The following is a 21733-nucleotide window of genomic DNA, read 5'->3' as shown; positions in this document are numbered from 1 at the left end:
GAGGTATCCGCGTGACCAGGGGAACCGTCCGGAAGGCACGCACTCGTCCACCGCCGTGCCGCGACGGCCGACGTCTAGACTCTCCCGGCAACGGCCGAGACTTCGCCAGAACCGAAGGGTGCGCAACCTCTTGATACGGATCGACGCAGTCACCAAGCGATACCCGGACGGCACGGTGGCCGTCGACCGGCTCTCCCTGGACATCCCGGACCGCGCGATCACCGTCCTGGTCGGGCCCTCCGGCTGCGGCAAGACGACGACGCTGCGGATGATCAACCGGATGGTCGAGCCCACCGAGGGCGCCATCCTCCTCGACGGCCGGGACATCCGGCAGCAGCCGGTCAACACCCTGCGCCGCTCGATGGGGTACGTCATCCAGAACGCCGGTCTCTTCCAGCACCGCACCATCGTCGACAACATCGCCACCGTGCCCCGCCTGCTCGGCTGGGGCAAGCAGAAGGCGCGGGCCCGGGCGGCGGAGCTGATGGAGCGGGTCGGACTCGACACCTCGCTCGCCAAGCGGTACCCGTACCAGCTCTCCGGCGGCCAGCAGCAGCGGGTCGGCGTGGCCCGGGCCCTCGCCGCCGACCCACCGGTGCTGCTGATGGACGAGCCCTTCTCCGCCGTCGACCCGGTCGTGCGCAAGGGACTCCAGGACGAACTCCTGCGCATCCAGAACGAACTGGGCAAGACCATCGTCTTCGTCACCCACGACATCGACGAGGCGATCAAGCTGGGCACGACGGTCGCCGTACTGCGGACCGGCGGCAGGCTCGCCCAGTTCGCCCCGCCCGCCGAACTGCTCAGCGCCCCCGTCGACCCGTTCGTCGAGGACTTCCTCGGCGCCGACCGGGGCATCCGCCGGCTGTCCTTCTTCACCTCCGCCGGGCTGGAGCTGCAGACCGGGCCGGTCGTCCCGCTCGACGCCGACGCCGAGCGGCTGGCCGCCGGCGGCCCGGCCCCCTACCGCCTCGTGACGGACGCCGACGGCAGGCCGCTGGGCTGGGGCGCGCCGGACGAGCTCACCGCCGGGCGGATCGACCGGGACCGGCTGCTGTCGTACGGGCGCCCGTTCCGGCCCGGCACCGACTCGCTGCGCACCGCGCTCGACGGGGCCGTGCTGTCGCCGTCCGGCTGGGCCGTGGCGGTGGACGGCGAGGGGCGTGCCGTCGGCGTGGTCTCCCAGCAGGTCATCGGCGAGGCGATCCGCGCCGCCCACACCGAGGACCGCCTGGGCGAGAAGGCCGGGCGATGAACGGCTTCTTCGACATCCCGAGCGACCTCCAGTACGGCTACTTCGGCCTGATCGGCCTGCATCTGCGCGAGGCGCTGCTGCCGGTGCTGGCCGGGTTGCTGGTCGCGCTGCCCGTCGCCCAGCTCTGCGTGCGGTTCCGCTGGCTCTACGCGCCCGTGTTCGGCGTGACCACGGTGCTCTACGCCGTCCCGTCGCTGGCGTTCTTCGTGCTCCTCATCGACTACACCGGCATGACCGAGACCACGGTGATGATCCCGCTGGCGGTATACAGCCTGGTGGTGCTGGTCCCCGCGATCGTGGACGGCGTCCGCTCGGTGCCGCCGGAGACGCTGGCCGCCGCCACCGCCATGGGTCTGGGGCCCGTACGGCGCTACCTCCAGGTGCAGTTGCCCATCGCGGTGCCGGCCATCATCGCGGGCCTGCGGGTCGCCGCCGTGTCGAGCATCTCCCTCGTCAGCATCGGCATGCTGATCGGCAACCAGGGCGCGCTCGGCAACCTGCTCAACGACGCCCAGATCTACCACCGGCCGCCGCTCGCGGTGAACTCCGTGCTGACCACCGCCGTGCTGGGCATCCTCGTGGACGCCGCGCTGGTCCTGGTCCGTGCCCTGCTGACCCCCTGGATGCCGCGGAAGGGTGCCACCCGGTGAACGTATTCGACTTCGCCCACGCCTTCTTCGGCGACGGCGCCCACTGGCACGGCCAGGACGGCATCCCCACCCGGGTCGGCGAGCACATCCTGTACTCCCTGGAGGCCGTCGGGATCGCCGCCGTGATCGGGCTGCCGATCGGACTGGTGACCGGCCACCACGGGCGCGGCGGCAACGCGCTGGCGTCCATCGCCACCGCGGGCCGGGCGCTGCCCACCTTCGGCCTGCTGGTGCTGATGTTCACCTGGTTCGGCTTCGGCCTGCTGCCGGTGATGATCCCGCTGGTGGCGCTCGCCGTACCGCCGATCCTCGTCACCTCCTACGAGGCGGTCCGCTCCGTCGACCCGCCGCCGGTGGACGCCGCGCGGGGCATGGGAATGCCGGAGGCCCGGATCCTGCTGCAGGTCGAGCTCCCGGTCGCGCTCCCGCTGATCCTCAGCGGTCTGCGCACGGCGGCCATCCAGGTCGTCTCCACGGCCACCATCGCCGCCTACGTCAGCTTCGGCGGCCTCGGCCGGTACATCATCGACGGCCTGGCGCAACGGGACTACGAGAAGGTCGTCGGCGGCGCCACCCTGGTCGTCGCGATGGCGCTGGCCACCCTGGGGGTGTTCTGGGCCGTGTCCCGGATCGCGGTCTCGCCGGGGGTGCGCAGGAGCGGCTGAGCCGGGTCCGTCACGATGCGCCCCCAACCGGTCGCGGATCGAAGCCAATCGGTGACCCGGGATCACTTGACTGAGTCAGAACCGGCTGGATTGGATCGGTGAGTGACTTCCACTTACCGCATCAGCAGGTCCATCCGGAGGAACCGAGGAGCGGCCGTCGCCGCCCTCGCGGCGGCGACGGCGCTGCTGGCGGGATGCAACTCCTCCGACGGCAAGGCGGACAACCCCCTGACGGACAGCAACGCGAGTGGCGACAGCGTCGTCGTCGGATCCAACAACTTCGCCGAGAGCATCCTGCTCGCGGACATCTACGGCGAAGCCCTCAAGGCCAAGGGAATCAAGGTCACTTACAAGCCGAACATCGGCAGCCGGGAGACCACCTACGGTCTGCTCAAGAACGGTTCGGTCACCGTCCTGCCGGAGTACAACGGCGCGCTGCTGGCCTACCTGGACCCGAAGGCGGCTCCCAAGACGCTGGAGGCGACCACCTCGGCGATCGAGGCCAAGCTGCACTCGAAGCTGACCCTGCTCAAGCCCTCGCCCGCCGAGGACAAGGACTCGATCACGGTCAACGCGGCCACCGCCAAGAAGTACGGCCTCACCGACAAGTCCTCGATCGCCGACCTGAAGGACGTGGCGAAGGACCTGGCCATCGGCGCCTCGCCGGAGTTCCAGACCCGACGGCAGGGCCTGGTCGGCCTCAAGTCCGTCTACGGGCTGCAGTTCAAGTCCTTCAAGGCGCTGGACGCGGGCGGCCCGCTCACCCAGGCCGCGCTGAAGAAGAACGCCGTGCAGGCCGCGGACATCTTCACCACGGACCCGACCATCTCCAAGGAGAAGTTCGTCGTCCTGCAGGACCCGAAGAACCTCTTCGGGTTCGAGAACGTGCAGCCGCTGGTCCGCAAGGGTGAACTCTCCCAGAAGGGCGTCGACGCCCTCGACGCCGTCTCCGCCAAGCTGGACACGGCGACCCTGCTGAACCTGGACACCCAGGTGCAGTCGCAGAACAAGGACCCGCTGGACGTGGCCAAGGCCTGGCTGGAGTCCGCCGGTCTGAGCTGACCCCCGGACGCCCGGTTCCCGGCAGGCCTAGACGGGTTCCCCGGACGTCCGTACCGGTTCGCCGGCGCCCTGGGCCGCCGCCGCCCGTGCCTCCGCACGGCGCAGGCGGCGGCCCACCCGGGCCGGCTGGTCGGGCAGCCAGCCGAAGGTGAGGCAGCTCCCGACGGCGCCGAGCAGCAGGCCGACCAGGAAGCCGCCCAGGTTCGAGGTGAGCCAGCTCCCCAGGGACAGCAGGATCCCGGTGAGGGAGTAGAAGATCCGCTGGCCCGGGCTGAAGAGGATCAGCAGACCGCAGATCGTCATCAGCGCCGGCAGCAGATAGCCCGCCAGGCCCTGCATGCCGACGTGCAGGATGACCGGGAGCGGCGCCTTCATGGTCACCAGGATCTCGGCGCCGCCCAGCACCAGCAGCAGACCGCCCGCGAACGGCCGGCGCCCCCTCCACTGCCGGAAGCGGTTCACCGGGGGCAGCCGTCGGAGTCGAACCGCATGTGCAGGTTCGGCAGCTTGAACACGGCGGCGGTGGCCGCGTAGTTGTGCTGGTACAGGTCGGTGATGACGACCTTGTCGGCCTGCTGCCCGTAGACGCCCTTGGGGCCCTGGACGTCCGCCTTGTCGAAGGTGCTGGCGTCCCGGCCGATCTCGATGCCGTTGAACGTGGCGTTGCCCTTGATGTCGTCGGAGTCGATGGCCAGGTTCGACACGGCGACCGGCTTGGAGCCGCCGCCGGCGGTGAGCACGAGCTGGATGCCGCCGAGGTCGACGCTCTGGCAGAGGTTGGTCAGGGTGCCGTCCTTCACCACCGAGGTGACGACCAGCTCCTGGCCGCCCGTGTCCCCCTGGTTCGGGCTGTCCTCGATCATGTTGTCCAGCGCGCCGAACTGCTCGAAACCGGTGCCCTCCAGCTTGTCCGCGGTGACCACGAACGGCATGCCGGAGATGGCGAACTGGACGCCCAGCGCTCCTTGCGCGGTCAGGATCGCGAGGCCGGCGGCGACCAGGGTGGCCGGCACCGCCATCACGGCGGCCCTGCGCGCCCGGACCCGCCCCCGTCTGGGGCTGTCCGGCGCTCCGGGGGAATCGCTTGCCGCGTTCTCGGGGGTGCTGCCGGCGGACGACGGGTCCGGTGACGAGGTCATCTGTCTGCTCCCATGGGCGTGGATCGGTACGGATCGGGCTCCAGTGGTGCGCTGTCCTGGCGCGGACGGGGCTGTCGCGCGTACGCCTCCTCGCACTCCCGGCGGATGCAAGGGCTTTCTCGTTACGCGTCAGTAGCCTTCTCGGAAGTTACCGCCGGTTACTTTGAAGGGTCAAGGGAGTTGTGAAATTAGGGTGTCGACGGTGCGGTCACGCGGCAACTGCTGTGTGATGTCTTGACGTTGACGGTGCATCAGGTCTAAAACTCTGCCTGGTTTCCCCTGGATCCGTGGCGCCGGATCCGCCGAGCGGCGTCGGCCGCGTTCCCGGCCTCTTTCGATTCACCGCTCCGCCCGGCAGCACGCCTGCCCGGTACGCACCACGCTCTTCGCGCCCTGCCAAGCCCTGCCCCGCTGCGGTCCGGCCGTCCGGCCCGGTCGGCAGGCCTCTTCCCGGCTCTGCGCCGGTCTCACCGATCGGCCGCCGTCGCCGGTCCGTCACGTACGGAGAAGGCGTGACGGACCGGCGACGGCGGCGGACCGGCAGGGGCGTCACGCCCCGGTACGCCGCCAGGCCCCATCCCTTCCGACGGCACCCCCAACCCCCCACCTCACCCCACGTCACCCCCACTTCGAAGAGAGGCACCCGCATGCGTACGCGCACCCTCCTCGCCCTGGCCGGAGCCGCCACCGCGCTCACCGTCGCCACCGCCGTCCCGTCCTCCGCGGCCGGCACCGCGGTCCTGACCACGGGCAGCGCCGGCGGCGCCGCGGCCGGAGTCGGCGACACCCTGACCGCGCCGCTGGCCTCCGGCACCTCCGCCACCCTCTACTCCAGCGCGACCGGCACCAGCGGCGTGAGCTGCAAGACCTCCCAGTTCACCGCCACGGTCGCCGACAACCCGGCCGCCCCCGGCACGGCCACCGAGTCGGTCACCGGCCACAGCTTCGACGCGAGCAGCTGCACCAGCAACGTCACCGGCGTGCTCGGCGTCAGCAGCATCGTGATCGACAACCTGCCCTACACCGCGACGGTCGGCTCCGCCGGCACCCTCACCGTCTCCCCGCCCAGCGGCTCCACCATCCAGACCACGGTCAAGCTGCGCACCCTGCTCGGCACCGTCACCTGTGTCTACCGGGCGGCGGGCCTGACCGGCACGGCGAGCAACAGCGACAGCAGCATCACCTTCACCAACCAGCAGTTCACCAAGTTCTCCGGCTCGTCCCTGTGCTTCGCCAACGGCTACTTCACCGCCAAGTACGCCCCCGTCACCGACGCCGGCGCCCGGGTCTACGTCAACTGAGCGCCACCTGAGCGGCGTTCAGCGCCGCCGTAGCCGCGGGACCAGCACCGCGCCCGCGACGAGCGCCAGCACCGCGGCGGCGCCGCCCGCCACCAACGGAGCCGAGGGGCCCGCGTCCGCGCGAGTCGCCTCGGCCACCGGCGTGCCGTCACCGGCGTCGGCCGACGGGGCGCCCTGCGTTCCCGCGCGAGCCGAGGGCGAAGCGGCGGCCGCCGCCGAGGGGTGGGCGGCCGGCGTCCGAGCGGGCCGGGGGCTCGTCGGCGCCTTCGCGGCCCCGGCGGTCCCCGGGGTGCTCGCCGCCGCGCCGGCCCTCTCCGGGAACACCACGTCCGAGCACGAGTAGTAGGTGTCCGGGGTGCTGGTGTTCTGCCAGATCGTGTACAGCATCTGACGCCCCGTCCGGTCCTCGGGCAGGGTGGCCCGCAGGTGGTACGCCCCGTTCGTCAGCGGCGGGTCCTTGATCTCCGCGAAGGGGCGGGTGGGCAGGTCGGACCAGGTCAGCGGCTTCGCCGGGTCGTACCCGGGCCGGGTGAGGTACAGCCGGAACGTACCGGTGTGCGCGATCGTGGAGGCGTACGTCATGGTGAGCCGGCCGCCCGGGATCAGGCGGGTCGCCGGCCAGTCCGCCCTGGGCAGGTCGAGCCCCCGGTAGGCGGGCAGGTTCCCGCTGCACAGTTTGCCGTCCGGGATCACCTGCCGGTCCCGCCCCGCCACGCCCGCCACGCGCAGGTTGTCCCACGCGGTGAACGGGGCGCCGTTCGCGGAGATCGCCGCCCGGCAGGCCGCGGTCCGGTTCGCGGCCCCGCCCTCGGGCGAGCAGGCGTACACCCTGCTGACCGGGTCCGTGGGGGCGCCGTGGGCCATGGCGGTCCCCGCCACCCAGGGCAGCAGCAGGAGCGGGGCCGCCGCGGCCGCGGCGGTGACGCTGAGGCGGGCGGTCATCCGAGTCATCCGGGACGTCTCCTCGGCGGGCGCGGGAACGAGGTCTGCCGCATCCAGTACGGCGGACGCGTCCGCCGCGTTCAGCACAGACCGCGTCGGCTGTTTTCCAGGGCGTTCGCGCGCGGTGGCGGGCCGGCGGCCCGAGCGGCGTGAAACGTCCCCTCAACGCCGATCCGTATGGCGGTACTTGGCTTCCGAAAACCACAGAAGCTGCGGAACAGCGGCTTCCTGATGGAAACCGTTTGCGGAAAGCAAAGCCGGTCCGGGAGCCGTACGACGGGCCGAGAACTGTCCTCGACAAAGTTCCGCCTGTCCGACTCCCGTCACCGCTCGGTGAGTTATCGTGTGCGTGAGGTCAAAACAAACCGCGTGTCCCGTTCGGTCGAGACGCGAGGAGGGGGCATCCGATGGCAAGGCAGTTACGTGCGGAGCAGACTCGGGCGACGATCATCACGGCCGCCGCCGACCTGTTCGACCGGCAGGGCTACGAATGCACCAGCCTGAGCGACATCGTCGGGCACGCGAAGGTCACCAAGGGGGCGCTGTACTTCCACTTCGCCGCCAAGGAGGACCTCGCCCACGCCATCCTCGACCTGCAGTCCAGGGCCGCGCAGAAGGTCGTCGACGAGGTCGAGGGCCGCGGCTACTCCTCCCTGGAGTCGCTGATGCGCACCACGTTCACCGTCGCCCGGCTCGCCGTCGAGGACCCGGTGCCGCGGGCCGGTCTGCGCCTCGCCACCACGGACGTCCCCGTGCGGCCGCCCATGCGGCATCCGTTCGACGAGTGGCTTGAGTTCGCCGGCCGCAAGTTCACCGGCGCCGTCCGGGAGGCCGACGTGCACCCGGAGACGGACGCCGGCGTCGTGGCGCACTCCCTCGTCTGCTTCTTCATCGGCACCCGGGTCGCCGGCCGTTCCCTCGAACCGGTCGGACGGCTGCCGCGGCGCGTGGCCGAGATGTGGCACCTGATGATCCGGGGCGTGGTGCCGGTGCACCGCCGCCCCCGCTACCTCACCCTCGCCACGCACCTGGAGCGGGAGATCAGAACGGGCTGACCAGCGCGGTACGGTGACGGGCATGCCAGACACCCCCGCCGCGCCCGTGCTCCTCGCGAACCAGCCCGGCTCGTTCCCGCACAGTGTGCTGGCCGAGCGGCACCCCGCGATCATCCGGCAGGTGCGGGACGCCTTCCCCTACGGCCCCGGGCAGCACCGGGCGCTGGACGGGCTGCTGGAGAGCTGCGTCGCCGGCGTGCTCCAACCGCTGCCCGAGGACGCGGGCGACCTGCCGCGGTGGCGTGCCTGGGGCCTGGACGACCAGGTGGGCCGGTCCTGGTTCGACGTGCCGTGGCTGTGGTCCGAGAGCTACTTCTACCGTCTGCTGCTCGAGGCCGTCGGCTACTTCGGCCCCGGCCCCTGGCAGGGCGTGGATCCCTTCCGCCCGTTCAAACGCGCCGAACTCGACGCCCCGGAGACCGGCGAGGAGCTGGCCGCGCTCGACGCGCTCCGCGACCGTCCAGAGCCCGAGCGGGCCCGGGCCCTGCTGCACGGCTCGCTCTGGGGCAACCGCGCCGACCTCGGCTTCCGGCTCTCCGCCGGGGACGGCGAGGCCGCCGCACCGGTGCCCGCCCTGGTCGCCGACGACAGCGAGACCCTGTGGTCCCTGCTGCCGTCAGCCGGCGCGGGCACGCTCTGCCTGGTCGCCGACAACGCGGGCCGCGAACTCGTCCCCGACCTGCTGCTGATCGCCCACCTGCTCGGCGCCGGCCGGATCGGACGGGCGGTGCTGCACGTCAAGCCGTACCCCTACTACGTCTCCGACGCCACCACCGCCGACGTGGTCGACGCCCTGCGGCGGATCGTCGCGGCGCCCGGAGCTGCGGGGGAGTACGGACGGCTGCTCTGGGCCGCCATGGCCGACGGGCGGGTCACGGTGCGCGCCCACCCCTTCTCCGGCGCCCCGCTGCCGTTCGCCGAACTGCCGGACGACCTGCGGGCCGAGTTCGCCCCGGCCGTCCTCACGATCGTCAAGGGCGACCTCAACTACCGGCGTCTGGTGGGCGACCGGCAGTGGCCGCCGACCACGTCCTTCCATGAGGTGACCGCCGGCTTCCCCGGCCCGGTCGCCGCCCTGCGCACCCTGAAGTCCGACGTGATCACCGGTCTCACCGCGGACACCGAGGCCGCGCTGGTCGCCGCCGAGGGACAGCGCTGGCGCACCGCGGGCACCCACGCGCTGATCCAGGTGAACGCGTCGGGCGGCCTGTCCGGGCGATGACGCGCGGTCCCGGGGCCGGGAGCGCGGACGGGCGGGGTGGCGCGTACGCCGCCGACGGGCGGTCAACGGCACCGTCGCCCGCCCCACTTGCCCTTTTCCATGGCATTTCACGCGATGGTGTGATCATGCGCCGCGCCCCGGATGGCCCAACCGGACGCCGGGTAGGGCCCCGCCATGACGCAGCCGTTCGAACTCCCGCACTTCTACATGCCGTATCCCGCGCGGCTCAACCCGCACCTCGACGAGGCACGCGCCCACTCGACGGCGTGGGCGCGTGAGATGGGCATGCTGGAGGGCTCCGGGATCTGGGAGCAGGCCGACCTGGAGGCGCACGACTACGGGCTCCTGTGCGCCTACACCCACCCCGACTGCGACGGACCGGCCCTCTCCCTGATCACCGACTGGTACGTGTGGGTGTTCTTCTTCGACGACCACTTCCTGGACATGTACAAGCGCACCCAGGACCGCGCCGCCGGAAAGGCCCACCTGGACCGCCTGCCCCTGTTCATGCCGCTCGACCCCGCCACGCCCGTGCCGGAGCCGGAGAACCCGGTCGAGGCGGGCCTGGCCGACCTGTGGCGGCGCACCGTGCCGACGATGTCCGTCGACTGGCGGCGGCGCTTCTCCGTCGCCACCGAGCACCTGCTCAACGAGTCCCTGTGGGAACTGTCCAACATCAACGAGGGGCGGATCGCCAACCCGGTCGAGTACATCGAGATGCGCCGCAAGGTGGGCGGCGCCCCCTGGTCGGCGGGGCTGGTGGAGTACGCCACCGCCGAGGTGCCCGCGGCCGTCGCCGGCACCCGGCCGCTCAGGGTGCTCATGGAGACCTTCTCCGACGCGGTCCACCTGCGCAACGACCTCTTCTCCTACCAGCGTGAGGTCGAGGACGAGGGCGAGAACAGCAACGGCGTCCTCGTGCTGGAGCACTTCTTCGGCTGCACCACCCAGGAGGCCGCCGAGACCGTCAACGACATCCTCACCTCCCGGCTCCACCAGTTCGAGCACACCGCCCTCACCGAAGTGCCCGCCGTCGCCCTGGAGAAGGGGCTCGCGCCCGGCGAGGTCGCGGCGGTGGCCGCCTACGCCAAGGGGCTCCAGGACTGGCAGTCCGGCGGCCACGAGTGGCACCTGCGCTCCAGCCGCTACATGAACCAGGGCGCACGGACCGCCTCCCCGTGGCAGCCGCCGAGCGGCCCCGGCGCCTCCGCCGCCGACGTCGGGGCGCTGCTCGCCGCGGCGGCGGCGGAGCGGCTGCGCTCCCACTCGCACGTGCCGTTCCAGAAGGTCGGCCCGTCCCGGCTGCCCGAGTTCCACATGCCGTACGAGCTGGCGCTGAGCCCCCATCTGGACACCGCCCGCCGGGGCCTCGTCGCCTGGTCGCACCGCATGGGCATCCTCGCCGAGGGCGTCTGGGACGAGGACAAGCTCGCCGCGTACGACCTCGCCCTCTGCTCCGCGGGCCTCGACCCGGACGCCACCCCGCAGGCCCTGGACCTGAGCGCGCAGTGGCTCGCCTGGGGCACGTACGGCGACGACTACTACCCGCTGGTGTACGGCCACCGCCGGGACCTGGCCGCCGCCCGGCTGACCACGGCCCGGCTCTCCGCCTGCATGCCGGTGGACGGCGAACCGGCCGTCGTCCCCGTGAGCGCCATGGAACGCGGCCTGACCGACCTCTGGGCGCGCACGACGGCGGAGATGACACCCGACCAGCGGCGCACCCTCAAGGCGGCCGTGGACACCATGACCGAGAGCTGGGTGTGGGAGCTGTCCAACCAGGCGCAGCACCGCGTCCCAGACCCGGTCGACTACCTGGAGATGCGCCGCTCGACCTTCGGCTCCGACCTCACCCTGAGCATGTGCCGCATGGGACACGGCCCCGCGATCCCGCCGGAGGTCTACCGCAGCGGACCGGTGCGCTCCATGGAGAACGCCGCGATCGACTACGCCTGCCTGCTCAACGACATCTTCTCGTACCAGAAGGAGATCGAGTACGAGGGCGAGATCCACAACGCCGTGCTGGTCGTGCAGAACTTCTTCGGCGTGGACTACCCGGCCGCGCTCGGCGTCGTGCACGACCTGACCACCCAGCGGATGCGCCAGTTCGAGCACGTCGTGGCGCACGAACTGCCGGTGCTGTACGAGGACTTCGAGCTGTCCGGCGCGGCGCGCGCGGCGATGGACGGCTATGTCCTCGACCTGCAGAACTGGATGGCGGGCATCCTGAACTGGCACCGGGAGGTCGACCGCTACAAGGCCGAGTGGCTCGGCCGCCGCGCCCACGGCTTCCTGCCGGGCCGTGCCCCCGGCGTGCCGGCGCTGTCCCCGGGCTGACGTGAGCGGGCGTGCGCGGCGGGACGTCCGGCCGGCCGCGCACGCCCGGCGTCCGGGAATCGGCGGCCCGATGCCTACCCCGCGCCCCCCGCCGGGCAGTCTCACCCGTTCGTGTCTCGTCGCGGCCCGGCGACCCGGGTAGGCACCATCCGGAGGCGAGCGAACCATGGAACAGACAGCGTTGCGGCCCAAGCCGATGCCCGGCCAGGAGCGGCGGGAGGACACCGCCGAAGTACCCGCCGTCAGCCGGCCGCACGCCGCGGGGCGGCGCGGCCGGCGGCTCAGGACCGTGCTGCTCGGATTGCTGGCCGGAGCCGTCGTGCTGCTCTGCGGGGTGGGCATCGGCACGGTGGGCGCCACCGTGATCGGCATGAGCCGGCTGGCCGAGCTGCGACAGCAGGCGCCGCCGCGGGGCCACCCGGCGGAGACGGCCCCCGTCTCCGCCGCAGGCGCCGCCTCCACGGCCGTCCCGAACCCCGTCGACGTCCGGACCACCGGTGCGACGCTGGGCGTGGAGGCCGTGGACGCGCCGAAGGCGGGCGCGCTCGTGACCGGCGTCCACGTGCCCGGCCCGGGCTACACGGCGGGTCTGGTCCGCGGCGACGTGCTGCTGCAGTTCGGCACCGCACGCGTGGACACCGCCGCCGACCTGGCCCGCGCCGTGTCCCGCACCAGCCCCGGCGCCCCGGTGACCCTCACGGTCCGCCACACCAGCGGCGGGTACCAGCAACTGACGGCGGTACCGGGCGTCACCACCTGACGCCGCCCACGCTGCCGTGGCGTGCCGTGCCATGCCTGGCCGGGTTCGCAGCGCCGTGCCATCCCCGTCGTGCACGCTGCCCGCCCGGCCGCGCCGAGCCGTGTGCTGCCGGGCCCGCGTCGCCTGCCCCGGCGCACGCTGCCGTGCCCGCCGGGCGCGCGCTCCCGCGTTGTCCTTCCGGCACCCTGGGGAGCCGCCGGCCACCGCGGGGCGGAGGGCGCTGTGGGCGCCCGGGCGGGATGCGTGTTCGCGGGCCGCCCGGTGCGGACGTGGCAATCGGCTCGCGCCGCCCGGTCCGGGCGGGCAGGATGCTGCCCGGAACCGCTTCACCCGTCACTCGACCGCGCTCGGAGGCCCGGATGACCGGCAGCACGCCCGCGCCCTTCACCGCCGACGACTACAGGGCACGCATGGAGCGCGCCGCGCGCTCCGCCGCCGACGCCGGCCTCGCCGGGCTGCTCGTGGCGCCGGGCCCCGACATGGTCTGGCTGACCGGCTACACGCCCACCGCGGTCACCGAGCGGCTCACCGTGCTGGTGCTGATCCCCGGCCGCGACCCCGTGCTCGTCGTCCCCACCCTGGAGGCGCCGGACGCCGAGCGGTCTCCCGCCGCGTCCGTGATCACACTCCGTGACTGGACCGACGCCAAGGACCCCTACGCCGTCACGGCGGCTCTATTGGACGACCACGGCCGCCTCGGCATCAGCGACAACACCTGGGCGATGCACCTGCTGGGACTCCAGCGCACCCTGCCCGGCACCTCGTACGCCGCCCTCACCGACGCCCTGCCCATGCTGCGCGCCGTCAAGGACGCCGCCGAACTGGAGCTGCTCGCGGCCGCCGGAGCCGCCGCCGACCAGACGTTCGAAGAGATCCGGAAGGTGCCCTTCGCCGGCCGCCGCGAGTCCGACGTCGGCCACGACCTCGCCGGCCTGCTGCGCCGCTTCGGGCACTCCCAGGTCGACTTCACCATCGTCGGCTCGGGCCCCAACGGCGCCAACCCGCACCACGAGGTCGGCGACCGCGTCATCCAGCCGGGCGACATGGTCGTCCTCGACTTCGGCGGCCTCAAGGACGGCTACGGCTCGGACACCACGCGCACGGTGCACGTCGGCGAGCCGACCGAGGAGGAGCGCCGGGTCCACGACGTCGTCCGCGCCGCGCAGGAGGCCGGCTTCCGGGCCGTGCGGCCGGGCGCCGCCTGCCAGGAGGTCGACCGCGCCGCCCGCGCGGTCATCGCCGACGCCGGGTACGGCGAGTACTTCATCCACCGCACCGGGCACGGAATCGGCGTCACCACGCACGAGCCGCCGTACATGATCGAGGGCGAGGAGCAGCCCCTGGTGCCCGGCATGTGCTTCTCGGTGGAGCCCGGCGTCTATCTGCCCGGCCGCTTCGGCGTGCGCATCGAGGACATCGTCACGGTGACCGCGGACGGCGGCCGCCGCCTCAACAACACCACCCGTGAGATGGTCATAGTGGACTGAGGAACCGGGAGACACACCCTCGACGACGGATCGGAACGGCTGCGCGCGACCCATGACCCAGGCACCGACACCCACCGCGGACACCGTCCGCCGGCTGCTCCGTCCGCTGCTCGACGAGAGCACCGGACGGAACACCGGCCGGACCGGGGGGCCGGACGTCCGCCCGGTCGGCGAGGGCCACGAGCACACCTGGTGGGTCGGCACCCGGCAGGTGCTGCGTCTCGCCCCCGACCGGGACGCCTCCGCGCGCCGCCGCCGGGAACTGCGCCTGCGCGACCTGGTCCGCCCGCACGTGCCCGTCACCGTGCCGGTCAGCGTCGCCCACGGCGACTGGGCGCCCGGACTCGCCTACACCCTCGACACGGTGGTGCCCGGCGGCACCGCCGACGAACACGACGTCTCCGCCGTCGGCGAGGACGACCTCGCCGGGCTGCTCGGCGGGCTGCGCGCGGTGCCGGTGCGGCCGGCCGAGGCGCTCGGCGTGCCGCACACCGCGCCGCGCTCCCTGGACGCGCTGCGCCGCATGGCCGTGCAGGCGGCCGAACGGCTCGCCGCCGCCGACGAGTTCGACACCACCCGGCTCCATCTCACCCCGCCCGGCGCCGCCCAGCTCGCCGCACGGCACGGGACCGAGGTGCTGACCCACCACGGCCTCATCGGCGAGCACGTCGTGGTCAGCGCCGACGGCCGGGTGCGCGGTGTCCTGGACTGGACCGAGGCGGCCCTCGGCGATCCCGCCGAGGACATCGCCGGGCTCGCCGTGGCCGTCGGCGCCCCGGCCGCCGTGCGCGCCGCCACTCTCGCCGGATACGGCCCCCGCCCGTGTCTGCGGGGACTGTGGCTCGCCCGCTGCGACACGGTGCTGCGGCTCGCCGGCCGTCTCGAGGGCCGCGCCCCCGGCCCCCTGCCGCTGCTGCGCAGCCGGCTGCGGCGGGCCTGGGAGCCGATCCTGCTGGAGCGGGTGACCGAGTTCAAGGACGACGACGACACACCGCCGTAGTCCCACACAGGCCCCGTGGCCGGGGGCACGTCCTCAGGGCTGGACCAGCACCACGCACGACTCCCCGGGCACCTGCAGCAGCCCGTCCGGGCCCGGGGCCCGTACCGGGTCCCACGCGGCGAGGACCTGCACCCGGCCGGTGCCGAGCGGGATCGCGGCCTGCTCCTTGCCCAGGTTCACCGCCACCCGGACGTCCCCGCGCCGGAACGCCAGCCAGCGGGCCTCGGCGTCGTACGCCACCTTCGTGTCGGCGAGGTCCGGGTCGGTGAGGTCCGGCTGCTCGCGGCGCAGTGCGATCAGCCGCCGGTACCAGGCCAGCACGCGCGCGTGCGGCTCGCGCTCCGGCTCCGACCAGTCGAGGCAGGACCGGTCCCGGGTCGCCGGGTCCTGCGGGTCGGGTACGTCCTCCTCGGCCCAGCCGTGCTGCGCGAACTCCCGGCGCCTGCCCCGCCGTACCGCCTCGGCCAGCTCCGGGTCCGTGTGGTCGGTGAAGAACTGCCAGGGGGTGCCCGCCGCCCACTCCTCGCCCATGAACAGCATCGGCGTGAACGGCGCGGTCAGCGTGAGGGCGGCCGCGCAGGCCAGCAGGCCGGGGGAGAGCTGCGCGGAGAGCCGGTCCCCCTGCGCCCGGTTGCCGATCTGGTCGTGGGTCTGGCTGTAGCCCAGCAGCCGGTGCCCGGCCACCCGGGCCCGGTCCAGCGGCCGGCCGTGGGCGCGCCCGCGGAAGCTCGAGTACGTCCCGTCGTGGAACCAGCCGCCGGTGAGCGTCTTGGCGAGCGCGTCGAAGGGGTCCCGCGCGAAGTCGGCGTAGTACGCCTGGGACTCGCCGGTCAGCGCGGTGTGCACGGCGTGGTGGAAGTCGTCGTTCCACTGCGCGTGCAGCCCGAGGCCGTTCTCCCCGCGCGGGGTGATGAACCGCGGGTTGTTCAGGTCCGACTCGGCGATCAGCGACAGGGGGCGGCCCAGTTCGCCCGCCAGGCCGTCGACGGCTGCGGACAGCTCCTCCAGGAAGTGGCACGCCCGCGTGTCGTACAGCGCGTGCACGGCGTCCAGTCGGAGCCCGTCGAGCCGGTAGTCCCGCAGCCAGGCCAGCGCGCTGCCCACCAGGAACGCGCGCACCTCGTCCGAGCCGGGCGCGTCCAGGTTCACCGCCGAGCCCCACGGCGTGTGGTGCGTGTCGGTGAAGTACGGCCCGAACAGAGGCAGGTAATTGCCGGACGGGCCAAGGTGGTTGTGCACCACGTCCAGCACCACGGCCAGACCGAGTCCGTGCGCCCGGTCCACGAACCGCTGCAGCGCCTCGGGGCCGCCGTAGGGCTCGTGCACCGCCCACAGCGACACCCCCTCGTACCCCCAGCCGTGCCGCCCGGGGAACGGGCACAACGGCATCAACTCCACATGGGTGACGCCCAGTTCCACCAGGTGCTCCAGCCGGGCCGCGGCCGCGTCCAGGGTGCCCTCGCGGGTGAACGTGCCCACGTGCAGCTCGTAGAGCACCGCTCCCGGCAGCCCGCGCCCCGCCCACGCCGAACGCCACGCGTACCGCCCGTGGTCGACGACGGCGCTCAGGCCGTCCGGGCCGTCCGGTTGCCGGCGCGAGCGCGGATCGGGCAGCACCGGTCCGTCGTCCAGCGCGAACCCGTACCGCGAGCCGTCCCGCGCCGGCGCCTCCCCCCGCCACCAGCCGGCCCGCCGCGGGTCGCGTTCCAACGCGCCTGTCACGCCGTCGCAATGGAGCGTCACACGGTCTGCCTGCGGTGCCCACACCTCGAACTGCACGGACGGTTCCCCTTCGTCTGCTCACCGTGATGTAGCACGTCCATCGTGCCGCGAAATCGATCAATCCGCCGTCGAATCCCGGCTTCCCCGGCCGGTGTCGTGCCACCGCGCGTACCTGGGCACCGTTTTCCCCGATTCTGGACACCGGGGGTTCACACCCCTGACAATCACCAGCGTGACGTCGTCCTTCGAGTTCCCTCTGCGACCCGCGCGGCCGTCCGACGCGGAGCGCGACAAGGCGCTGCGGGTGCTGCGGGAAGGCGTCGCCATGGGACGGCTGTCGCACGACACCTTCGTGCACCGCATGGAACTGGCCCTCGCCGCCCACGGCGCGGACGAACTCGCCGCCCTCACCGCCGACCTGCCCCGTGAGAACCGCTTCTCGCGCGCGGTGCTCGGCACCGTCGAGGCCGTCTCCGGCTTCACCGTGCGGCTGCGCCGGGCCTGGCAGGCCGAGCGGCTGCCCAAGCTGCTGCTGCCGCAGCCGGGCGGCCACCCGCTGCGCATCGGCCGCGATCCCGCCAACGGGCTGCGCCTGAACCACGACACCGTCTCCCGGGTGCACGCCGAACTGCGCAGCCAGAGCGGCATGTGGATCCTCCGTGACCTCGGTTCCACCAACGGCACCACCGTCAACGGCCGCCGGGTGACCGGGGCGGTCGTGGTCCGCGAGGGCGACCAGGTCGCCTTCGGCCGGACCGTCTTCCGGCTGGCGGCGCACCGGGACACCTGACCGGCCCGCCGACCGCCGACCGCCCGCGCGGTTCCGTTCGGGTGAGCGGGGTGGGGAACGAGGGCCGCCGTGCCGATGCACCTGGCATGACGTACATCACCCGAGCGACCGCGGCCGCCGGCGCCGCCCTGGCCGCCGCAGGCCTCCTCCTCGCGGGACCGGCCCAGGCGGTCTCCGGCGCCACCCCGTCCGGCGACTGGCTCTTCCTCACCGTCACCCGCGGCGAGAGCCCGTCCACCGACTCCCACGGCACCCTGCTGCTGTGCGACCCGCCCAAGGGGCACCCGCACGCGGCCGACGCCTGCGCCGTGCTCGCCGCGGCCGGCGGGGACATCGCGCGCATCCCGCAGAAGGACGTGTTCTGCCCGATGATCTACGCCCCCGTGACCGCCCGCGCCCACGGGCAGTGGAAGGGGCGGCCGGTCGAGTTCCAGGAGACGTACGCCGGCGAGTGCGTCATGAACGCCCGCACGGGCCCGGTCTTCGCCCTGGACGGCTGACCCGGACGGCACGGCCGGCGGGGCGAGGGGAACCCGTCCGACGGGGCCGCTGAGCGGGGGCGGCACGGGCCCCGCCCCGCCCGTGCCCCGGCGGTCCGTCACCCCGCCCGCTCCCGGGCCTGCTGGGCCGCCGCCAGCACCGTCCGGGACTGGTGCTCCACCTGGTCCTCCAACGGCACCCAGCGGGCCCGGAACCGCGCCGCGTAGGCCTCGCACCAGAAGGCGACGAGCCGTTCCAGACCGGGGACCGCCCGGTCGTCCGTCTCCCGCAGCACCCGCAGCAGCATCGCCGCCGCCCGCAGCGGCAGCCGCCGCCCGAAGGCGTCCACGCTGCCGACGTAGGCCATCGTCGTGGCGGCCGGCGGGGTCTGGACCCAGTCCCGGGCCAGGCCCGGTATCAGGTCGAGCACCCAGCGCGCGGCCCGCAGCAGCGGCCCGTCCGTGCCGTCCAGCCGGGGCAGCGCGTCGTCGAACACCCGCTCGACCTCCAGCGCGTCCCGCAGCAGCCGTGCCGCCAGCCGCCGCATGGCCGCCGCGGGCGCCGGGTGCGGCGCCGGGTCGCCCACCAGGTCGCTGGCCCACATCGGGACCTCCACCACCGCCGTCAGGCCGCCGTAGCGGTGCGCGTGGTACCAGGTGCTGTGCCGGGCGTCGTCCGGCAGGCTCGGGTAGGCGACGCCGCTCTCGGGTCCGGGCATCACGTGCACCCCGGGCCCCGAGGCGGGCCAGCCCGCCGCGTCCGAGGCGCCCGTCTCCACCGGTATGTGCAGCTCGGCCGCCGACTTGGCGAACGGCTCGGCGAGGCCCGGCACGTCCTTCGTCAACTGCACCCAGCTACCGCCCAGATCGGTGCCGTGCAGGGTCACCTGGAGGTACGGGCGCACCTCGTCGATGACGCCGGTCAGGGCCCGCGTCTCGGGCGGCAGCCGGTCCGGCGGCAGCACCGCGGGCGACCACTCGGGCTGCTCCGCGCCGGTGGGCCGGTAGAAACCCCGGTGGTAGTCGAACAGGCTGCGCGGCGCCGGGGTCACGTGCAGGCTCGCCCCGTCCGGGTCCGCGCACAGCAGGAAGTGCCAGGAGACGCCCGCCCGCAACTCCGGTGCGGCCAGCACCCGCTCGGCCAGGGCGCGCAGAGTGCAGCCGCCCGTCGGCTCGTTGGCGTGCGCGCCCGCCACCACCAGCACCGCCCGGGAGGCGTGCCCCACCGACAGCAGGTGCAGCGGCCGGCCGGCCCGCGAGGCGCCCACCTGCCTGAGCGCGCACAGCCGGGGCTCCGCGGCGGCCAGCGCCCGGGCGGAGGCGACCAATTGGGGAACGCTGGGATAGCGCAGCTCCGGCAGGAGACTCACCCCCGACTTGTCCAACCGGCTTCGCCCTCCCAGTGCCGCACGGTGGGGGTGAACTGTCAAGAACGGCGCCGGGAGCCGCGCCGCGGCGCCCGGACGCGTCCACCGCCGCTCCTCAGCCCTCGCCGGTCCGCTCCAGCAGGGCCACCGGGAGCGGGTCGAGAAGGTCCGCCACACGCACGTGCCCGGTGAACTCCCGCCCCGGGACGAGCGCGTCCGCCCACCGTCCGGGCGGCAGCTCCAGGCGGGTGTCCCGCCAGCCGCCCGCGTCCGACAGCCGCAGCGACAGCCGGGTCACCGCCGTGACCACCTCACCCGAACGAGTGAACGCCAGGCAGTGATCGGCGGCCGGCCCGTCCGCCGCCAGCGGGGCGTACGCCGCCGCCGTGCCGAAGGCGCCGGGCCGGCGGGCGCGCAGCCGCAGGGCCGCGGCCGTCAGCGCGTCCTTCTCGCCGGGCACCGGGGGCGGGAACGGCGCCGGCCGCCGGTTGTCGGGGTCGACCAGCGCCCGGTACTCGCTCTCCGTGCCCTGGTACACGTCCGGCACCCCCGGCATCGTGAGGTGGACCAGCGCGGCGCCCAGGACGTTCGCCCGGATGTGCGGCTCCAGCGCCTTGCGCAGGGCGGCCACCCGCTCGCCGGGCGGCCCGCACGGCCCCGCCGTGAGGAAGGCGGCCACCGCCTCCTCGTACGGCGGCTCCTGCTCGGTCCAGCTCGTGTACATGCCCGCCTCGCGGACGTGCTTCAGCAGCGCCTCCCGGACCCGCTCCTCCTCCGCCGGACCGAGCCCGAACACCGTCTGCCAGGCCGCCCAGGCGAGCTGCCCGTCGGGGGCGCTCCCCTCGCCCCGGGACACCTCGGCGAGCACCTTCGCCCAGCTGTCCGGGCACTCGGTGAGCACGGCGAGCGCGGCGCGCACGTCCGCGCTGCGCTTGGTGTCGTGCGTGGTGACGACCGTGCCGGTGGCGGGCCAGTCGCGCTGCACGCGCGCGCAGTACGCGTGGAAGTCCTCCGGGGAGACTCCGGGCGCGCCCGGATCGCCGCCCACCTCGGCCGCCGAGAGCAGCGGCACGTAGCGGTAGAACGCGGTGTCCTCCACGGCCTTGGCGCGCAGCGCCGACGCGGTCTGCGCGAACCGGGTGCGGAACTCCACCCGGTCGGCGTGGTCCGGGGCCGAGGCGTCGCCCGGCTCCCCGACGAGCAGCCGCCGCACGACGCCGACCGCGTCCGCCTCCTCGGGCACCACGAAGGCCAGCCGGGCCTCCTCGGCGGCCTGCTCGGTGATGACGGCGGAGGCGTCCTGGGAGGCGTAGGGCCGGTACACCCGCATCCGCACCAGCAGTTCCTCCACGGCCGTGCGCAGCGCCCACGGCGCCCGGTCGCGCAGCGACAGGTCAGGCGAGGCGGCGCACAGCCGCGCCGCCACCCGGGTGAGCCGGTCGGTCTCGGTGGCCAGTTCATGGGTGAGCACCTTGTAGGCGGCCCGCCGGACCGTGGCGTCCCAGTTGCCGCCCCGGTCCGTCTGCGGGGCCGCGAACGACCGGTAGCGGCCGAGCAGCTCGTACGCCCCGGTGCGGTCCGTGAACAGGCCGTCGACGTGGCGCAGGGCGTCGTAGCCGGTGGTCCCGGCCACCGGCCAGGAGGCGGGCAGGGGCTCGCCGTCGGCGAGGATCTTCTCCACCACCGTCCAGCGGCCGCCGGTGGCCTCGTGCAGCCGCCGCAGGTAGGCGTCCGGGTCCGCGAGGCCGTCGGGGTGGTCGATCCGCAGCCCGTCGACCACGCCCTCGTGGAGCAGCTGGAGGATCTTGGCGTGGGTGGCGTCGAACACCTCCGGGTCCTCCACGCGCACCCCGATCAGCTCGGAGATGCTGAAGAAGCGCCGGTAGTTCAGCTCGGTACGGGCCAGCCGCCACCAGACCGGGCGGTACCACTGCGCGTCCAGCAGCCGGGGCAGCGGGAGGCCGGCGGTGCCCTCGCGGATCGGGAAGGCGTGGTCGTGGTAGCGCAGCACGTCCCCGTCGACGACCAGGTCGTCCAGCACCGAGCCGGCCGGCCCGCCGAGCACCGGCAGCAGCACCCGGCCGTCCTGCGCCGTCCAGTCGATGTCGAACCAGCGCGCGTACGGCGACTCGGGTCCCTCGCGCAGCACCTCCCACAGGGCCCCGTTGTGCCGGGGCGCCATGGCCATGTGGTTCGGCACGATGTCGGCCACCAGGCCCATGCCGTGCTCGCGCGCGGTACGCGCCAGCGCCCGCAGCCCGTCCTCGCCGCCCAGTTCCCCGCGCACGCGCGTGTGGTCCACGACGTCGTAGCCGTGCGTGGATCCCGGGACGGACTCCAGGACGGGGGACAGGTGCAGGTGCGAGACGCCCAGTGACGCCAGGTACGGGACCGCCGCCTCGGCGGCGGCGAACGGGAACGAGGGTTGCAGTTGCAGCCGGTAGGTGGCGGTGGGTACCTCGGGTCCGGGTCGGGCAGCAGTCATGGAACCCTACGTACC

At 73.6% G+C, this 21733-nt stretch carries 19 protein-coding genes; 13 read left to right on the top strand and 6 right to left on the bottom strand.

Going from position 1 to position 21733, the window contains the following annotated elements; translation table 11 throughout:
- Positions 1-130 precede the first annotated feature (130 nt).
- From ACZ7JA_RS15850 to ACZ7JA_RS15835, 4 genes are all read left to right on the top strand, one after another.
- Positions 131-1255, top strand: a complete 1125-nt coding sequence (locus ACZ7JA_RS15850) for an ABC transporter ATP-binding protein (protein ID WP_470809005.1) — start codon at positions 131-133, stop codon at positions 1253-1255.
- The gene (locus ACZ7JA_RS15845) at positions 1252-1905 is read left to right on the top strand and encodes an ABC transporter permease (RefSeq protein WP_351665780.1); all 654 of its coding nucleotides are present in this window, start codon (positions 1252-1254) and stop codon (positions 1903-1905) included. The genes ACZ7JA_RS15850 and ACZ7JA_RS15845 overlap by 4 nt, the downstream gene beginning before the upstream one ends.
- Entirely contained in the window at positions 1902-2570 is a 669-nt protein-coding gene (locus ACZ7JA_RS15840; protein ID WP_450749633.1) for an ABC transporter permease, read from the top strand. Before ACZ7JA_RS15845 ends, ACZ7JA_RS15840 begins: the two co-directional genes overlap by 4 nt.
- A 102-nt stretch (positions 2571-2672) precedes the next feature.
- Positions 2673-3632 carry an ABC transporter substrate-binding protein gene (locus tag ACZ7JA_RS15835; RefSeq protein WP_450747129.1) on the top strand — a complete coding sequence of 320 codons (960 nt, stop codon included), beginning with the start codon at positions 2673-2675 and terminating at the stop codon, positions 3630-3632.
- Between the two features lie 27 nt (positions 3633-3659).
- On the opposite strand, the gene ACZ7JA_RS15830 is transcribed toward ACZ7JA_RS15835, so the two are convergent.
- Together ACZ7JA_RS15830 and ACZ7JA_RS15825 are read right to left on the bottom strand one after the other, a co-directional pair.
- The gene (locus tag ACZ7JA_RS15830; protein WP_351665774.1) at positions 3660-4094 is read right to left on the bottom strand and encodes a DUF6114 domain-containing protein; all 435 of its coding nucleotides are present in this window, start codon (positions 4092-4094) and stop codon (positions 3660-3662) included.
- Positions 4091-4771, bottom strand: a complete 681-nt coding sequence (locus ACZ7JA_RS15825; protein ID WP_351665772.1) for a DUF6230 family protein — start codon at positions 4769-4771, stop codon at positions 4091-4093. The genes ACZ7JA_RS15830 and ACZ7JA_RS15825 overlap by 4 nt, the downstream gene beginning before the upstream one ends.
- Positions 4772-5418: 647 nt before the next feature.
- On the opposite strand from ACZ7JA_RS15825, the gene ACZ7JA_RS15820 reads away from it, so the two are divergent.
- Entirely contained in the window at positions 5419-6072 is a 654-nt protein-coding gene (locus ACZ7JA_RS15820) for a Tat pathway signal sequence domain protein (protein ID WP_351665770.1), read from the top strand.
- A gap of 18 nt (positions 6073-6090) precedes the next feature.
- On the opposite strand, the gene ACZ7JA_RS15815 is transcribed toward ACZ7JA_RS15820, so the two are convergent.
- Positions 6091-7023 (bottom strand): lytic polysaccharide monooxygenase, encoded by a 933-nt coding sequence (locus tag ACZ7JA_RS15815; RefSeq protein WP_470808743.1) that lies wholly within the window; start codon positions 7021-7023, stop codon positions 6091-6093.
- A 398-nt stretch (positions 7024-7421) separates the two neighbouring features.
- Between ACZ7JA_RS15815 and ACZ7JA_RS15810 the strand changes: the two genes are divergently transcribed.
- From ACZ7JA_RS15810 to ACZ7JA_RS15785, 6 genes are all read left to right on the top strand, one after another.
- Positions 7422-8069, top strand: a complete 648-nt coding sequence (locus tag ACZ7JA_RS15810) for a ScbR family autoregulator-binding transcription factor (protein WP_351665766.1) — start codon at positions 7422-7424, stop codon at positions 8067-8069.
- A gap of 22 nt (positions 8070-8091) precedes the next feature.
- Entirely contained in the window at positions 8092-9291 is a 1200-nt protein-coding gene (locus ACZ7JA_RS15805; RefSeq protein WP_470808740.1) for a damage-control phosphatase ARMT1 family protein, read from the top strand.
- 174 nt (positions 9292-9465) lie between these two features.
- The gene (gene cyc2, locus ACZ7JA_RS15800) at positions 9466-11628 is read left to right on the top strand and encodes a germacradienol/geosmin synthase Cyc2 (protein WP_389302565.1); all 2163 of its coding nucleotides are present in this window, start codon (positions 9466-9468) and stop codon (positions 11626-11628) included.
- A 166-nt stretch (positions 11629-11794) separates the two neighbouring features.
- Positions 11795-12388, top strand: coding sequence for a PDZ domain-containing protein (locus ACZ7JA_RS15795; protein ID WP_470808737.1), 594 nt, complete (start codon positions 11795-11797; stop codon positions 12386-12388).
- 359 nt (positions 12389-12747) lie between these two features.
- A complete protein-coding gene (locus ACZ7JA_RS15790; protein WP_351665758.1) occupies positions 12748-13875 on the top strand; it encodes an aminopeptidase P family protein in 1128 nt (375 codons plus the stop codon).
- Positions 13876-13927: 52 nt separating this feature from the next.
- Positions 13928-14875 carry a phosphotransferase gene (locus ACZ7JA_RS15785; protein WP_351665756.1) on the top strand — a complete coding sequence of 316 codons (948 nt, stop codon included), beginning with the start codon at positions 13928-13930 and terminating at the stop codon, positions 14873-14875.
- 33 nt (positions 14876-14908) lie between these two features.
- Here the strand turns inward: ACZ7JA_RS15785 and treZ are convergent, their stop codons facing one another.
- Complete coding sequence (treZ, locus tag ACZ7JA_RS15780) at positions 14909-16654, bottom strand: malto-oligosyltrehalose trehalohydrolase (protein WP_351665754.1); 1746 nt, start codon at positions 16652-16654, stop codon at positions 14909-14911.
- A gap of 175 nt (positions 16655-16829) precedes the next feature.
- Between treZ and ACZ7JA_RS15775 the strand changes: the two genes are divergently transcribed.
- Both ACZ7JA_RS15775 and ACZ7JA_RS15770 read left to right on the top strand, forming a co-directional pair.
- On the top strand, positions 16830-17387 hold the full coding sequence (locus ACZ7JA_RS15775) for a DUF1707 and FHA domain-containing protein (protein ID WP_351665752.1): 558 nt from the start codon (positions 16830-16832) through the stop codon (positions 17385-17387).
- Between the two features lie 86 nt (positions 17388-17473).
- Entirely contained in the window at positions 17474-17887 is a 414-nt protein-coding gene (locus ACZ7JA_RS15770; RefSeq protein ID WP_389302555.1) for an SSI family serine proteinase inhibitor, read from the top strand.
- Positions 17888-17985: 98 nt separating this feature from the next.
- Here the strand turns inward: ACZ7JA_RS15770 and ACZ7JA_RS15765 are convergent, their stop codons facing one another.
- The gene (locus tag ACZ7JA_RS15765) at positions 17986-19236 is read right to left on the bottom strand and encodes a M14 family zinc carboxypeptidase (protein ID WP_389302552.1); all 1251 of its coding nucleotides are present in this window, start codon (positions 19234-19236) and stop codon (positions 17986-17988) included.
- A 112-nt stretch (positions 19237-19348) separates the two neighbouring features.
- Positions 19349-21718: a malto-oligosyltrehalose synthase gene (gene treY / locus ACZ7JA_RS15760; RefSeq protein WP_470808733.1), complete on the bottom strand. Its 2370-nt coding sequence runs from the start codon at positions 21716-21718 to the stop codon at positions 19349-19351.
- Positions 21719-21733 lie beyond the last annotated feature (15 nt).

The organism is Streptomyces sp. NPDC038135, assembly GCF_055601245.1.
The sequence above is the reverse complement of the archived record's forward strand: the minus strand, read 5'-3'. Positions and strand labels throughout refer to the sequence as shown.